Origin of the sequence: Vibrio navarrensis, from assembly GCF_000764325.1 — a bacterium.
GTDB classification, from domain to species: domain Bacteria; phylum Pseudomonadota; class Gammaproteobacteria; order Enterobacterales; family Vibrionaceae; genus Vibrio; species Vibrio navarrensis.
In genome coordinates, this window is the sequence record NZ_JMCG01000001.1 from 1,739,829 (window position 1) to 1,754,259 (window position 14,431).

Genomic DNA, 14,431 nt, shown 5'->3' on the forward strand with positions numbered 1-14,431 from the left:
TTACCATAAAATCCATAATATAGAACAAAACAATCTGCGTTTGTTTTGTTCTATATTAAGCTCAAGCGTTTCTGCTAAGATTCATCGCGGTGGAATGTTTGGATAACACTCTCTAGTTCATGCTTTCTGACAGGTTTTGCGATAAAACTATCCATTCCAGATTCCAAGCAATCTTGACGGTCACTTTCTAGAGCGTGTGCTGTTAGTGCGACAATAGGCACTTGAAAACCGTTGCTTCTAAGTGTGCGTGTGGCTGTTAGTCCGTCCATGACTGGCATCGAGACATCCATGAGTACCATATCTAGCGACACTTCATCTCGTCCAATAAATTCAATGGCTTCACTCCCATTGTTTGCCATGAATACCTTATGTCCTAACTTAGACAGAAGCAACTTAATGACCATTTGATTAGATTGGGTGTCTTCAACGACAAGTATGTTCAAGATCTTATTGAACGGCTCAGTCTTAGTGACGTTACCACTCTTGCTCCGTCTTAGCTCTTTGACTGGTAAACGGACTAAAAACTCAGATCCTTTTCCAAACTCACTAGAAACTGAGATAGTTCCAGACATTAATTCTACAAGATGCTTGGTGATTGCGAGGCCCAAACCTGTGCCGCCAAACTTACGTGTGATTGAGCTATCCGCCTGTTTAAATGCGACAAATAGTGATGAAATTTTATCTTCTTCTATACCAATACCAGTATCTCTGACGGTCAATACCAGATTATTTCTCTCGACAGCTAAACGAATATGTATTTCACCAGTTTGAGTAAATTTGACTGCATTGCCCACTAGATTGAATAGAATCTGCGAAATACGTATTGGGTCAAGCCAATAATCCTTATGCGGGTCAAAGAGCAAACTGTAGTGAAAACTGAGTCCTTTGTTTTCTGCTAGTTGCTGTTGCTGCTTCAACACAGAAGTTGCAGTGTCACTTAAATTGGTCCATTGTTCTAATAAAGAAAAGTTACCTGATTCGATCTTGGATATATCTAGTATGTCGCTGATGAGTGCCAACAAGAGCTCTGCGGAGTTTTCCATTTGTTGTACAACTTCGCTTTGATATTTAGAAATCCCGGAATCCTTAAGTAGATCGAGCATGCCCAAAACGGAGTTAAGTGGAGTTCGGAGCTCGTGACTCATCATGGCAAGAAACTCGGATTTGGCCTTATTGGCTCGCTCTGATTCTTCTCGCGCCACAGCCAGTTCGTGAGTTCTAGCTTCTACGATACGTTGTAACTTTTCTTTGTGTTCAATATCAATAACAGCGCGTTCGACTAAGGGTAAAAAACGTTTCAGCGTTTCCTTTGACTCAATGCTAAACTGCCCTGACCTGTTCCCAACGAGTAGAATGACGGACTGCGTCACTTCTGCGTCTATGCCTGTTAATAACACGGAGCCGATGTGAGTTTGAATGAAGCTGTTAATGTTTTGGAATTCATTGGCTTTATAAGGCTCAAACAGCAGGATACATTCACCGCCTAAAGCGCGGTTGAATCTGTCGCCCTCAGACCATGTGATGTGAGCAAAAACTCGATTGGTGGTCAGTAGTGTTGAAAATGAGGGTTCTTCGCGATGGCGAGAAAGTACAATAAAATCATCAAAATCTATGTATTTTTTCAACACGCGTTTTAAGCCGGAAAATATTTCATGGCGATTTTTAGCTTCACTCATGGCGGAGATAGCGCTAAGAATGGCTTTATTCTCTTCTGCCAATCTCTTCTCACGTTCCCTACTCTCTTTTAGTTCAGCCAGCGCTTCTTGCAGCTCTTCTTTGATAAAGGTGTTTTCGATTTTATGCGTCATGTGGTGAATGGAAGATAGCCGAGGAGATCATTAAATTGCCATGACCATTTTCTCCGCCTATAAATCTTCCTTGCTCCCCAAAAGTAAAAGGACAAATAAAGGGTTTGCCATTGAGCTCATCGGCTAACTGTGTGAGTACGGCATCAATATCTTGGCGAATTTGGATCATTGAACCTGCACAGAAGATGTTAATTACGCCAATCTTGTTGGAGTCTTCCAGCTTTTGCCAAAATGCCGCATTGACGACACGTGCAGCTCGGCGTATCAGTTGCTCTTTGCAACCTCGCATCAGATAAAGTCTATCGCCTTCGTCTATCTTTGAAAACAGCTCAATCCCCCCTTGCTCTGTCTCGCGAATGGGATGGGAAAGGATAAAATAAGGATGATCATAAAGATGACCAGCGATGCGCCCTAACGGATATGCGGTTGCCACATCGAAGATAATGTTATGCGTTTCATTTTCCTTGAAATGAAGCTTTGCCCACTCTTTATAAACGCTAGCCGCGGGGAGATTGTCAATTTCAATCAGTTCTCGCCCGTGAACTTTGGTTGCTTTTCCTGTTACCTCTGTTGGAATATGACCCGCACTAAATCCGGTGTAGATGGATTGAGATGAAAAGAAAACCGTCAAACTAATCCCATTTCTGCTCGTGCCCTGAGAGGTAAAAAGAGACCAGGCTCCTTTGATTTGATTATCTGCTGCACTCCCTCCAATGATGGGCACCAGAGTTCCAAAGTATTGATCTAAAGCTTGAATGATTTCTTCTTCATTACCTGGCGTTGAATGCAAAAGGATGAGGCTAGGCACTTCACTCTGTCGATTGGCATGACAGAGCGCCATTTCAAGCACCTGTTGAACATTGTGATCAACCATCTGCGGAAGGTTTGCTTCCACAGAGATTCCCGTGCCGTAGGCATTGCTCAAGCCACTGTCAAATATCGCGAATACACCCACCACTGGACCAGGATGAAAACCATGTTCTGTCATGATGGCTTGACATGAGCTTGAGCCATGAAATGGGATGCCAGGAAACTGAGTCTTAAATGCGTGTTGCAACTTATCGCAACAATACTCTTCTGTGTAATAGCAAATAAGCATTGCAAGATGCTTGTTACTGATTTTCATGCGAAACTCGCTAATCGCTTTCGTTTCATCAAGCTCATGGCTAAACACAGTCTGACAACGCATTTTCTAATTTATGATTTTGTAAATTGATCTCCTTTATACCACTACTTCTATTGATTGCTAAGAGTGATGAGGATTTTGGAATTAAAATTTCGCGTGTTGTGTCAGATTTATCTATATAAAACCTTGGCAATAGTAACGTCTTTATTACGGATGTAGAACGTGACAGGATAGCTTTGAGTGCTTAGAAGAATACTTTCTTCATCACGAGTTATAGAATACTGTTTTTGATTTAAATCAATTTTTAAAGTGCCATTTTTGGGCAGTTGAATGCGTATACCATCACTTTCTCGCCTTATTTCTAACTTTTCTTGAGAAATTGTTAATTCACATGGTTGGCTTTGTGAACAATCCAGCATTTGTAGTGACTCATATTTCAATGTGCGCCAGATAAATGCGATGACTAATACTGTCAGGATGAGCAATATTTGTGCGAGCCTTGCCTTTGTTAACTTTTGCGCCGCCATTTTTACCGTTTTCCTTGTTACAAACTTCAAAGTTTTTAAATAAAAGAGCAATTCCCGAGCATCAGTAAGGTTACTACTCTGTCATTGATTTGTTAATTCAAGTATAGTTACAGGCTGAAAATGCCACTTTTCTTTAAAGTCGGCAAGGGAAATAACGTCATGAAATGACTTAGTTTCTTGAGCTGGTTTGGGTGGCGTTACGACGCAAGTCGTGTTGGAAGTAAAGTGTAGTTAATTAGAAATTGGAAGCATGCAAATGAGCCAAGAAAAGCAGCTTGAACAAAACTACAACTATACAGTCGTTCGCCAGTTTACCCTAGTGACCATTCTATGGGGTATTGTTGGTATGGCTGTTGGTGTTTTGATTGCCGCTCAGTTAGTATGGCCACAGCTTAACTTTGATACGCCGTGGTTGACGTACAGTCGTTTACGTCCATTGCATACTAACGCGGTAATTTTCGCGTTTGGTACTAGCGCCCTGTTCGCAACATCCTATTATGTTGTACAGCGCACCTGTCAAACTCGTCTCTTCGGTGGACCTTTGGTTGCCTTTACCTTTTGGGGTTGGCAGGCGATCATCCTCTCTGCAGCGATTACTCTGCCTCTCGGTCTAACATCGGGTAAAGAGTATGCGGAGTTAGAATGGCCTATCGACATCGCGATCGCGGCGGTATGGGTTTCTTATGCTGTGGTGTTCTTCGGAACATTAATCAAACGTAAGACCTCTCATATTTACGTGGCGAACTGGTTCTTTGGAGCCTTTATTATCACTGTTGCCGTTCTGCACATTGTGAACAGTATGGCGATTCCTGTCTCTTTGGGTAAATCATACTCGATTTATTCTGGCGCAGTGGATGCTATGGTGCAGTGGTGGTATGGTCATAACGCGGTAGGTTTCCTACTTACAGCTGGCTTCTTAGGTATGATGTACTACTTCGTTCCTAAACAAGCTGAACGTCCTGTTTATTCTTACCGTTTGTCTATCGTTCACTTTTGGGCGCTCGTTTCTCTTTATATCTGGGCTGGTCCTCACCACTTGCACTACACTGCTCTACCAGACTGGACTCAGTCTTTGGGCATGGTGATGTCGCTTGTGTTATTTGCTCCGTCTTGGGGTGGTATGATTAACGGTATCATGACACTTTCTGGTGCATGGCATAAGCTACGTTACGATCCTATCCTGCGTTTCTTGATTGTGTCTCTTTCCTTCTATGGCATGTCTACCTTTGAAGGCCCGATGATGTCGATTAAGACTGTCAACGCGCTATCACACTACACAGACTGGACCATCGGTCACGTTCACTCAGGTGCGTTGGGCTGGGTTGCCATGGTTTCTATCGGTTCTGTTTACCACTTGATCCCACGTTTGTTTGGTCAAGAACGTATGTACTCTGTTGGTCTGATCAACGTTCACTTCTGGTTAGCGACAATTGGTACTGTTCTGTACATCGTAGCGATGTGGATATCTGGCGTAATGCAAGGTCTGATGTGGCGTGCAGTGAACTCTGATGGTACGTTGACTTACAGTTTCGTTGAATCTGTATCAGCGTCTTACCCATTCTACTTTGTACGTTTCCTAGGTGGTTTCATCTTCCTAACTGGTATGTTCTTGATGGCCTACAATACGTACAAAACTGTCAGTGCACCAAAACATAGCTTGAAAGCTATTCCACAACCGGCATAAGGAGATTGAAGAATGAGTTCAAATTCTAATAATCGCCACGAAATCATTGAACGTAATGTCGGTTTGTTGGCTATTTTTATCGTTTTTGCAATTAGTTGGGGAGCACTTGTTGAAATCACTCCACTGATATTCCAAAAACAAACCACAGAGCCTGTAGAAAATCTACGCGCTTACTCTGCCCTAGAGATGGAAGGTCGTGATATTTACATCCGTGAAGGTTGTAACGTATGTCATAGCCAGATGGTTCGTCCTTTCCGCTCTGAAACAGAACGCTATGGTCACTACTCTGTCGCTGGCGAGAGTGTGTGGGAGCATCCATTCCTATGGGGCTCTAAGCGCACTGGTCCAGATTTAGCCCGCGTAGGTGGTCGTTATTCGGACGAATGGCACCGTGTCCACTTACTGGACCCTCGTGAACTGGTACCTGAATCAAATATGCCGGGTTTTCCTTGGCTAGCTGAGAATGTACTGGATGGCAAATTAACTCAGAAGAAGCTGGAGTTGTTCCGCAATCAATTCGGCGTGCCATACACCGATGAGCAAATCGCCAACGCTGGCAAAGATGTTGAAGGAAAAACAGAGATGGACGCTGTCATCGCTTACCTTCAGTCTTTGGGTCATGCAATGAAATAAGGGGGTTGTTATGGATTTCGGTACAATTCACAGTATTTATACTGTCGTACTTTTTGTCAGTTTTATTGGTATCGTCGTCTGGGCTTACAGCAAAAAACGTAAGGCCAGTTTTGATGAAGCAGCCAATTTAGTATTTGCTGATGAAGAGAAATCTAGCCCTAATCAACAAGGAGTTACGAAGTAATGACTACATTCTGGAGTCTCTGGATTATCGTGATTACTGTCGGTACGCTTGTGGGCTGTGCTGTACTTCTTTTCTGGTGTGCCAAAGATAAAATGGGCGTCGAAGAAGGTGCAGATATGGGCCACGAGTACGATGGTATTCGCGAGCTGAACAATCCGCTACCAAAGTGGTGGACTTATCTTTTCATCAGTACGTTTGTTTTTGCTGCGGTGTACTTGACGCTATTCCCTGGCTTGGGAAGCTTCAAAGGGGTACTTGGGTGGCAAAGTTCAGACCAAACCGTCCGTACGGTTGCAGAGTACAAAGAAGCCATCGCGTCAGCACAACAAAACAAGCAGCTAAACCAGTATGCCAAAGAGCTTGATGATGCTAACACCTACTTTGGTGAAGCGTTTCGTAGTCTTGCGTACAACGGCAGTGCTTTGCGTTCTATCCCTGAAATTGCAGCAAATGAAGAAGCAACTAAAGTTGGTCAACGTTTGTTCTTGCAAAACTGTTCACAGTGCCATGGTTCAGATGCGCGTGGTCAAAAAGGTTTTCCTAACCTAACTGATAACGCGTGGTTGTATGGTGGTGAGCCTCAAGCCATCGTTACAACTATCATGCATGGCCGTGTTGGTCAGATGCCAGGTTGGAAAGACGCGCTGGGTGAGCAAGGGGTTCAGGAAGTTGTTAGCTACGTTCTGAGCTTATCGGGTCGCTCGGTAAATGCTCGCGAAGCCGAAGCAGGTAAATCTCGTTTTGTCGTTTGTGCTGCATGTCATGGTACCGATGGAAAAGGTAACCCTGCTGTTGGTGCACCAGATTTGACAGACAAGGACTGGCTATTTGGTGATTCGCGCGCAGATGTGACAGAAACCGTCATGAATGGCCGTTCTGGCGTAATGCCAGCCTGGAAAGATATTCTAGGTGAAGACAAAGTTCAACTGGTTGCTGCTTACGTTTGGAGCCTGAGCAACACTGAAAATAATAAGTAACATTTCAATAACAGCCCCTTCTTCAGGGGCTGTCTTTCCTTTAAATTAAAGCCCTTACGTTTCATTTTGTTGTTGAGAACTTTTTTATGGTAAAGCCTTGGTATAAACAATTCTGGCCGTGGTTCCTGATCATTTTACCACTCACGGTAGTGACTTGGACGATAGCGACGGTCATAGTCTTCTCTAAGAACTCGGTTTCGCTCGTTGCGGAGGATTACTATAAAAAAGGCAAAGGGATCAACGTTGACATCAGTAAGATCAAAGTAGCCAAAGATCTCGGCCTCAATGCAACTATCGCTTCAGATGATACCGGCGTCACTATTGTATTTGATAAAGGAAGCTTAGCTCATTTCCCCGCTCTCACTGCGACCTTCACTCATCGCACTTTACCGGATCGTGATTTCACTAAGCTATTAACCGCTGATGCGAAAGGTGTCTATCGTCTGGTTCCGGATAACCACATTGAAGGGCCATGGTTCGTTGAGCTTCAGCCTCATGACCAGAAATGGCTGATTCAAGGTCGTGTCACGTTCCCCTCTCCTTCTACGCTTTTAATGAATTAGCACTATGACAAAATCCTGTTATCACTGTGGTGAAGATGTACCAGCCAACACGGATTTCAAAGTGGAGATATTGGGCGATGTTCGTTCAATGTGCTGCCCAGGTTGTGAAACCGTTGCACAAACAATCGTCGATAATGGCTTAGTCTCTTACTATCAATATCGAACTGCGCCGGCAGAAAAGGTTGATTTAGTCCCTGAGCAGCTCAAAGCCTTAGTGCATTACGACAACGAGGAAGTTCAGTCAGAGTTTGTCCGTCACAGTAACAATTACTGTGAGGTAATGCTTTCTCTGGAGGGCGTTTCTTGCGCGGCATGTGCATGGTTGATTGAAAAGCAAGTTAATAGCAAGCAAGGGGTTTTGTCTATAAAAGTAAACACTACGACAAACCGAGCTTTACTTTCTTGGGATAAATCAAAGACTAAACTCAGTGAACTGCTATCTGGAATTCATCAATTAGGCTACAAAGCCGCTCCTTTTGAAGCGGACAAACAAGAAGCGGCTTATCACGCAACCATGAAGCAATATCTCTATCGTTTAGGTATTGCTGGCCTTGCGACTATGCAGGTGATGATGTTGGCGGTCGCGCTCTATCTTGAGGTTTTTGGTGATCTTGAACCTGAGTTCAAAAATTATTTCCGCTGGGTGAGCTTAATTTTTGCCACTCCGGTCCTTCTTTACTCTGCACTGCCTTTTTATCTTAATGCTTGGCGAAGCATTAAAGGTAGAACTCTCGGTATGGATGTGCCTGTGTCGATAGCACTCATCTTTGCTTATTGCGCAAGCTTAGTCGCTACCGTGACAGAGCAAGGTGAAGTCTTTTTTGAATCTATCTCCATGTTTACCTTTTTTCTTTTGGTAGGACGTTTTCTGGAGATGAGAGCCCGGAGAAAGGCCGCCGCGGCTAGTGGAAATCTGCTCAAGTTGATCCCAGCAATTGCAACCACCCTTGAAGGCAAACAGGTCCCAGTAAAAAGTTTGAAAGTTGGCGATCAAATCCGTGTTTTGCCCGGCGAGCATATCCCTGCCGATGGTAAAGTGGTGGAAGGGCGTGTGCATGTTGACGAGTCTATGCTAACGGGAGAGTCGATCCATGTTGTTAAACAGATGGGTGATCTTGTCTATGCTGGTACGCTCAATGGTGATGAATCTTTTGTATTGGAGGTTGCCTGCTCTAAAGCGGACTCGGTAATTTCAAATATCGTTCGACTTCAAGATGAGGCACAGCATTCTAAACCGAAAATCGCCGAAATTGCCGACGTCGTTGCACGTTATTTTGTCGGTGTCATTTTGCTCATTTCAGCGGCAACCTGGCTCTACTGGCACCAAACTAAGCCGGAAGATGCGTTTTGGATCATGTTATCTGTGCTTGTGGCAACCTGCCCTTGTGCTCTTTCGCTTGCCACGCCAACAGCCTTGACTTGTGCGACCTCACGTATGGGTAATTTTGGTATCTTACTGCGCAAAGGTCATGTGTTTGAAACCCTGTGTAAAATCAATCATCTGGTGATAGACAAAACGGGTACTTTGACCAAAGGTGATATCGAGATACAGCGCACGGAAACCTTTGCCGAATGGCCAGAAACACAATGTCTCGCGCTTGCGAGCAGTTTGGAATCCCATGCTAACCACCCAATTGCTCGCGCTTTTGCTAGATACGCAGATTCAGATGTTCAAGCAGTCGATGTGACCAATGTCATTGGCGCTGGTATTTGTGGTTACTGGAACGGTGAGGAAGTAAAAATTGGTAGCAGCAGATATGTACTAGAGCGTGAGCAGCCTGAAAGTCATGCGGTATATCTTTCTATTGCTGGCAAACACGCCGCCACATTTTTTTATCACGATCCGATTCGTAAAGAGAGCAGAGAATTTTTGCAGAAGTTTGCTGAGGCAGGAATAAAAACAACGCTGCTCACCGGTGACTCTCTTGCCAATGCAACGCCAGTTGCCAGCGCGATGGGCATTGAACACGTGATAGCTTCTGCCAAACCCGAAGATAAGCTCGCCTACTTACAAAACTTGGATGCTTCAGACATTACCATGATGGTTGGCGATGGTATAAACGATGCACCAACTTTAGCTGGTGCTCACCTTTCGGTCGCGATGGGCAGCGGTACTGACGTTGCTAAAGCATCAGCAGATATGACGTTGCTTGGTGATCGACTTGATAAATTACTCGAAGCTCGAGAACTCGCACTGCGCACTAGAAAAATCATCCGAGAAAATCTGGCTTGGTCTCTAGGCTATAACCTGTTAATTTTACCGCTAGCGGTTGCTGGATTGGTTGCCCCTTACATCGCCGTTGTTGGCATGTCGGCAAGCTCTATCATCGTTGTCTCTAATTCGCTCAGACTGCTCAAAGAGCAAGGTAAGTAATATGGAAAGCTTGTACATTCTCATTCCGATTGCCATTGTTTTGGTTTGCTTTGCCGTCGCGATCTTCTTGTGGGCAGTCAAAAGCGAACAATTTGAAGATCTTGAGCGTCAAGGAACAAACATACTATTTGATGACGAGCAAGAATCTCAGCAGCAAAGCGAGAGAAAGTAGGTAATGAATGGTGATTACCTTGGCGCGTTGATGATCGGATTAGCGGGCGCTGGCCATTGTTTGGGAATGTGTGGTGGGATTGCCTCATTGCTCAATCTAGGCAGTAAAAATCCTTCGCCAAAATTGAACACGCTTTTCTATAATTTGGGCCGTTTATTGAGCTATGGACTGTTTGGCGCCATTGTCGGTGGAACAATCTCTTCTCTCAGTGACATGGCTGGACTCAATCAATCGCTAGCGTGGTTACGCTTACTGGCCGCTCTATTCATGATTCTGGTTGCGCTTTATATCGCGAAGTGGTGGAACGGACTTCTCTTCGTGGAGAAACTTGGGCAACTGCTTTGGCGTTTTATTAAGCCGATGACTCAACATTTCATGCCGATCCGCCACCCTTTACAAGCGATCCCTTTTGGTTTTCTATGGGGATGGTTGCCGTGTGGCTTAGTTTACTCAGCCCTCACTTGGTCCGCGCTCTCTGGCAGTGCTTTAAACGGTGCTTTGATGATGCTGGCATTTGGTTTGGGCACCCTGCCCGCCATGTTACTGGTCGGAATCGGCGCGGAGTATTTCGCTCGAATTCAAAAATCATCCATTTTTAGGCATACATCGGCCACAATTTTGCTTCTATATGGACTCTATACCGGATTTGGCGCAGCTACGATGCTCGGTCTTGCCCGTTGACTCACATTGAGCAAACGCTTTTTTACTACCCTTTAGTATTCACCAGTGCTAAAATATTGACGTATATCAAATAGTGAAAGGTTGTTATGATTTCTGAAAAACCTGCGACAAAGCGTATCCAGTCCGGTGGGTGTGCGATTCATTGTCAAGATTGTAGTATCAGCCAACTCTGTATCCCATTTACATTGAATGAAGCTGAATTGGATCAACTTGATCAGATTATCGAGCGAAAAAAACCGATCCAAAAAGGCCAAGAGCTTTTTAAAGCGGGTGATGAGTTACGATCTCTCTACGCGATTCGCTCGGGTACGATCAAAAGCTATACCATCACTGAGCAAGGCGATGAGCAGATTACAGCCTTTCATCTTGCCGGGGACTTAGTTGGGTTTGATGCGATTACCGACGATGCTCATCCTAGTTTCGCCCAAGCGCTCGAAACCTCGATGGTTTGCGAGATCCCTTACGAAATTCTTGATGACCTTTCAGGCAAAATGCCAAAGCTACGCCAACAGATCATGCGTCTAATGAGCAGTGAAATCAAAGGCGATCAAGAAATGATTCTGCTGCTGTCGAAGAAGAATGCGGAAGAGCGTTTGGCGGCATTTCTTTACAACCTTTCAACTCGTTTCTCTCAGCGCGGATTCAGCCCTCGTGAGTTCCGTTTGACTATGACACGTGGTGATATCGGCAACTACCTTGGTTTGACCGTTGAGACCATTAGCCGTCTTCTTGGGCGATTCCAAAAGTCTGAAATACTCAGTGTTAAGGGGAAATATATTACTATCCTCGATCACAGCGCATTAATGGAACTGGCTGGCGTCTCTAACGACTAATCCATTTTTAATGATGTAGCTCAGAGATGAGCTGCATCATACTTTTATGTAAAACCCTTCTAAACTCCTAATATTTATCTCTTTTCTAAGCTACAGTTACTTATATGGTTCTCCAACATGAGCGGGCTTAGATATGAGTATTTACAGTAAAATCCTTGTGGTTGCCGACATCAACAAAGATGAACAACCTGCACTGGCGCGAGCTGTACAATTAGCTAGAAAGAGTGTCTCGAAGAGTCATGTTACTTTCTTTCTATCCATCTACGATTTCTCCTATGACATGACATCTATGCTGTCTTTAGACGAGCGTGATGCGATGCGCCGCGGTGTTATCTATCAACGCGAGCAGTGGATGAGAAAAATTGCAAAGCCATATATTGATGAATCGATGACTTTTGATATCAAGGTGGTGTGGCATAATCGCCCTTATGAGGCCATCATCGCCGAAGTGTTTTCAGGCAGTCATGACATCGTAATTAAAGGGACGCGTAAGCACGATGTCCTTGAGTCGGTCATCTTTACACCAACAGATTGGCATTTGTTACGTAAGTGCCCTGTTCCTGTACTCTTGATTAAAAACGCCGATTGGCCAGAGCAAGCGAATATCATCGCATCAGTCAACGTGGGCTCGGATAACCCGACACATATCGAACTGAATAACATTATGGTTGAGCGGTTGCTGGAAATTTCATCCAGACTGGATGCACAAGCGTATTTGGTTAATGCTTATCCAGTAACACCTGCCAATATTACTATTGAGTTACCAGAGTTTGACCCGACGACCTATACCGATGCGGTACGTGGCCATCATCTCACGTCCATGAAGGCATTGAGGCAGCAATATGGGATAGATGAAGAGCACACCATGGTTGAGCAGGGGTTGCCAGAAGATATCATCCCCGCGTCGGCAGACAAGTTGAATGCCGCTATGGTGATTTTGGGGACAACTGGGCGTACCGGGCTCTCAGCGGTCTTTATCGGAAATACCGCTGAACACGTGATTGATAAGATTAACTGTGATGTGTTGGCGCTTAAACCGAAAGGTTATGTCAGTCCGCTCGACCCCAACATCGCTTCCTAAACCGATAAAAATCCCAGGAGTCTCTTCTGGGATTTTTTCTTGTCGGCACTGGCATCTTGCAAATTTATCCGTATCATACGCACTTCATTTATTTTGATGAATTTAAGATTAGCAGCAGATGACAGAGCAAATTCAAGAGCGTACGAAAGCTCAACAATACAACTTTAATAAGCTTCAAAAGCGCATTCGTCGCAATACTGGCCAAGCTATTGCTGACTTTAATATGATCGAAGATGGCGATCGCATTATGGTCTGTTTATCCGGTGGTAAAGACAGCTTTACGATGTTGGATATTCTGCTGAGTTTGCAAAAAAGCGCGCCTGTCTCCTTTTCTCTGGTTGCTGTGAACCTTGATCAAAAACAGCCGGGGTTTCCTGCGCATGTGTTGCCTGAGTATCTAGAAAGTCTTGGGGTTGAGTACAAGATTGTCGAAGAGGACACTTACTCTATCGTGCAAGACAAAATTCCCGAAGGGAAAACCACGTGTTCTTTGTGCTCTCGTTTGCGCCGTGGCATTTTGTATCGCACAGCGAAAGAGCTTGGCGCAACCAAAATCGCGCTTGGCCATCATCGTGACGATATCCTGGAAACTCTTTTCCTCAATATGTTCTATGGCGGAAAAATTAAAGGAATGCCACCGAAACTGGTCTCTGATAATGGAGAGCACGTTGTTATTCGTCCATTGGCTTATTGCCGTGAAAAAGACATTATTAAATACGCAGATATGGTCGGCTACCCTATCATCCCATGTAATCTGTGTGGCTCTCAGCCAAACCTTCAACGTCAGAACATTAAGATGATGCTTAATGACTGGGACAAACGTTTCCCAGGACGAATTGAAACCATGTTCAGAGCGATGCAAAATGTTGTGCCAAGCCATCTGGCGGACTTTGAATTGTTTGATTTCAAATCAATCAACAAAGACTCAGGTGTTATCAATGGTGGTGATATTGGCTTTGATAAAGAAGATGTGCCAAATGTCGTCGCAGACGAAGACGACGTAGTGCAAGCTTTTGATCCCGCACTGAAATTGGATGTAACCAATCTATCTGTGTAACCTGCTTGGTTTAAAGACACAATGCAAGAGGCTGCCATTTCGGCAGCCTCTTTTACTCCTGTTGAAGACTATTTTTTTGCCGCAGGCAAGTAAGGCAGAACCCGTGTTGTGGCTTGCGGTAAAAGTACAAATCCCTTTTCACCAATCTCCGTTAGCGCAACTTGTACTTTGCCATTCACAATCGCTTTTTCATCACCGTTAGAAAATGTGACCTTACTATTGAGTCCATTAGCAAATTCCATCGTCACTCCCTCAACTTCAGGAGTGAACCAACTGGAAAACATGCCCCCTAAATCGTCCAAAAGAGCCTTCATTTGTGGCATCAAAGGGGCTAGTTGCTGGTAGGTTACTTTCCCTTCGAGCGGCTCTTTAGTCATCACTACCAGTGAATAGTCACAACGCATATCCTGTGGGGTGTGGACAAAGACCAGTGGGTTGGCTGACTTCAAGTTATTATCCAGTGGTAACAAGAGCTCTTGGGATGGCGGGATAACAAACTCTTCGTAATGCTGTTCCTTTTCCATCCAAGCCTTCTCTATATTACATAGCTGCTTAGTTTGCGGGTTGACAAAGAAGATCCCGACTTTGACATCATCATGTCCTTCTTTGCTGTTGTTTTTCAGTTGCGAGAACAACTTCGAGTAAGTAAACATGTATTCCTGAGCTTGAACGCCAAAGGAAGAAAACAGACTCATCGCACATCCTAGTAGAGCTAGGTTTCTTTTCATCAT

The 14,431-nt window shown here is 44.5% G+C and carries 15 protein-coding genes; 11 read left to right on the top strand and 4 right to left on the bottom strand.

Going from position 1 to position 14,431, the window contains the following annotated elements:
- Positions 1-74: 74 nt before the first annotated feature.
- The 3 genes from EA26_RS07695 to EA26_RS07705 all read right to left on the bottom strand — a co-directional run bounded on the left by EA26_RS07695 (position 75) and on the right by EA26_RS07705 (position 3,461).
- Entirely contained in the window at positions 75-1,808 is a 1,734-nt protein-coding gene (locus EA26_RS07695; RefSeq protein ID WP_039426400.1) for an ATP-binding protein, read from the bottom strand.
- Positions 1,798-2,997 (bottom strand): FIST signal transduction protein, encoded by a 1,200-nt coding sequence (locus EA26_RS07700; RefSeq protein ID WP_039426402.1) that lies wholly within the window; start codon positions 2,995-2,997, stop codon positions 1,798-1,800. Before EA26_RS07700 ends, EA26_RS07695 begins: the two co-directional genes overlap by 11 nt.
- A gap of 107 nt (positions 2,998-3,104) precedes the next feature.
- Positions 3,105-3,461: a hypothetical protein gene (locus EA26_RS07705; RefSeq protein WP_039426405.1), complete on the bottom strand. Its 357-nt coding sequence runs from the start codon at positions 3,459-3,461 to the stop codon at positions 3,105-3,107.
- Positions 3,462-3,717: 256 nt separating this feature from the next.
- On the opposite strand from EA26_RS07705, the gene ccoN reads away from it, so the two are divergent.
- The 11 genes from ccoN (at position 3,718) to ttcA (ending at position 13,700) form a co-directional block, all read left to right on the top strand.
- Positions 3,718-5,145 (top strand): cytochrome-c oxidase, cbb3-type subunit I, encoded by a 1,428-nt coding sequence (gene ccoN / locus EA26_RS07710; RefSeq protein WP_039426407.1) that lies wholly within the window; start codon positions 3,718-3,720, stop codon positions 5,143-5,145.
- A gap of 12 nt (positions 5,146-5,157) precedes the next feature.
- Positions 5,158-5,778: a cytochrome-c oxidase, cbb3-type subunit II gene (gene ccoO / locus EA26_RS07715; RefSeq protein ID WP_039426409.1), complete on the top strand. Its 621-nt coding sequence runs from the start codon at positions 5,158-5,160 to the stop codon at positions 5,776-5,778.
- Between the two features lie 10 nt (positions 5,779-5,788).
- Positions 5,789-5,962: a CcoQ/FixQ family Cbb3-type cytochrome c oxidase assembly chaperone gene (locus EA26_RS07720; RefSeq protein WP_039426412.1), complete on the top strand. Its 174-nt coding sequence runs from the start codon at positions 5,789-5,791 to the stop codon at positions 5,960-5,962.
- Positions 5,962-6,939, top strand: coding sequence for a cytochrome-c oxidase, cbb3-type subunit III (gene ccoP, locus EA26_RS07725; protein WP_039426414.1), 978 nt, complete (start codon positions 5,962-5,964; stop codon positions 6,937-6,939). The genes EA26_RS07720 and ccoP overlap by 1 nt, the downstream gene beginning before the upstream one ends.
- Before the next feature lie 86 nt (positions 6,940-7,025).
- Positions 7,026-7,502: a FixH family protein gene (locus tag EA26_RS07730; protein ID WP_039426416.1), complete on the top strand. Its 477-nt coding sequence runs from the start codon at positions 7,026-7,028 to the stop codon at positions 7,500-7,502.
- Between the two features lie 4 nt (positions 7,503-7,506).
- A complete protein-coding gene (locus EA26_RS07735) occupies positions 7,507-9,876 on the top strand; it encodes a heavy metal translocating P-type ATPase (protein WP_039426418.1) in 2,370 nt (789 codons plus the stop codon).
- 1 nt (position 9,877) lies between these two features.
- On the top strand, positions 9,878-10,048 hold the full coding sequence (ccoS, locus tag EA26_RS07740; RefSeq protein WP_039426420.1) for a cbb3-type cytochrome oxidase assembly protein CcoS: 171 nt from the start codon (positions 9,878-9,880) through the stop codon (positions 10,046-10,048).
- A gap of 3 nt (positions 10,049-10,051) precedes the next feature.
- Positions 10,052-10,729, top strand: coding sequence for a sulfite exporter TauE/SafE family protein (locus EA26_RS07745; protein ID WP_039426424.1), 678 nt, complete (start codon positions 10,052-10,054; stop codon positions 10,727-10,729).
- Between the two features lie 86 nt (positions 10,730-10,815).
- Positions 10,816-11,562: a fumarate/nitrate reduction transcriptional regulator Fnr gene (gene fnr, locus EA26_RS07750; protein ID WP_039426427.1), complete on the top strand. Its 747-nt coding sequence runs from the start codon at positions 10,816-10,818 to the stop codon at positions 11,560-11,562.
- A gap of 133 nt (positions 11,563-11,695) precedes the next feature.
- Entirely contained in the window at positions 11,696-12,643 is a 948-nt protein-coding gene (gene uspE / locus EA26_RS07755; RefSeq protein ID WP_039426429.1) for a universal stress protein UspE, read from the top strand.
- Positions 12,644-12,761: 118 nt separating this feature from the next.
- Positions 12,762-13,700 (top strand): tRNA 2-thiocytidine(32) synthetase TtcA, encoded by a 939-nt coding sequence (ttcA, locus tag EA26_RS07760; RefSeq protein ID WP_039426432.1) that lies wholly within the window; start codon positions 12,762-12,764, stop codon positions 13,698-13,700.
- Positions 13,701-13,768: 68 nt separating this feature from the next.
- Here ttcA and EA26_RS07765 read toward each other — a convergent pair whose 3' ends face one another.
- The gene (locus EA26_RS07765) at positions 13,769-14,431 is read right to left on the bottom strand and encodes a DUF2987 domain-containing protein (RefSeq protein ID WP_039426434.1); all 663 of its coding nucleotides are present in this window, start codon (positions 14,429-14,431) and stop codon (positions 13,769-13,771) included.

What these genes read in the sequence shown, in the direction of transcription:
- EA26_RS07695 (WP_039426400.1), bottom strand. Translation starts at nt 1,808, where the DNA reads ATGACGCATAAAATCGAAAACACCTTTATCAAAGAAGAGCTGCAAGAA.
- EA26_RS07700 (WP_039426402.1), bottom strand. Translation starts at nt 2,997, where the DNA reads ATGCGTTGTCAGACTGTGTTTAGCCATGAGCTTGATGAAACGAAAGCG.
- EA26_RS07705 (WP_039426405.1), bottom strand. Translation starts at nt 3,461, where the DNA reads ATGGCGGCGCAAAAGTTAACAAAGGCAAGGCTCGCACAAATATTGCTC.
- ccoN (WP_039426407.1), top strand. Translation starts at nt 3,718, where the DNA reads ATGAGCCAAGAAAAGCAGCTTGAACAAAACTACAACTATACAGTCGTT.
- ccoO (WP_039426409.1), top strand. Translation starts at nt 5,158, where the DNA reads ATGAGTTCAAATTCTAATAATCGCCACGAAATCATTGAACGTAATGTC.
- EA26_RS07720 (WP_039426412.1), top strand. Translation starts at nt 5,789, where the DNA reads ATGGATTTCGGTACAATTCACAGTATTTATACTGTCGTACTTTTTGTC.
- ccoP (WP_039426414.1), top strand. Translation starts at nt 5,962, where the DNA reads ATGACTACATTCTGGAGTCTCTGGATTATCGTGATTACTGTCGGTACG.
- EA26_RS07730 (WP_039426416.1), top strand. Translation starts at nt 7,026, where the DNA reads ATGGTAAAGCCTTGGTATAAACAATTCTGGCCGTGGTTCCTGATCATT.
- EA26_RS07735 (WP_039426418.1), top strand. Translation starts at nt 7,507, where the DNA reads ATGACAAAATCCTGTTATCACTGTGGTGAAGATGTACCAGCCAACACG.
- ccoS (WP_039426420.1), top strand. Translation starts at nt 9,878, where the DNA reads ATGGAAAGCTTGTACATTCTCATTCCGATTGCCATTGTTTTGGTTTGC.
- EA26_RS07745 (WP_039426424.1), top strand. Translation starts at nt 10,052, where the DNA reads ATGAATGGTGATTACCTTGGCGCGTTGATGATCGGATTAGCGGGCGCT.
- fnr (WP_039426427.1), top strand. Translation starts at nt 10,816, where the DNA reads ATGATTTCTGAAAAACCTGCGACAAAGCGTATCCAGTCCGGTGGGTGT.
- uspE (WP_039426429.1), top strand. Translation starts at nt 11,696, where the DNA reads ATGAGTATTTACAGTAAAATCCTTGTGGTTGCCGACATCAACAAAGAT.
- ttcA (WP_039426432.1), top strand. Translation starts at nt 12,762, where the DNA reads ATGACAGAGCAAATTCAAGAGCGTACGAAAGCTCAACAATACAACTTT.
- EA26_RS07765 (WP_039426434.1), bottom strand. Translation starts at nt 14,431, where the DNA reads ATGATGAAAAGAAACCTAGCTCTACTAGGATGTGCGATGAGTCTGTTT.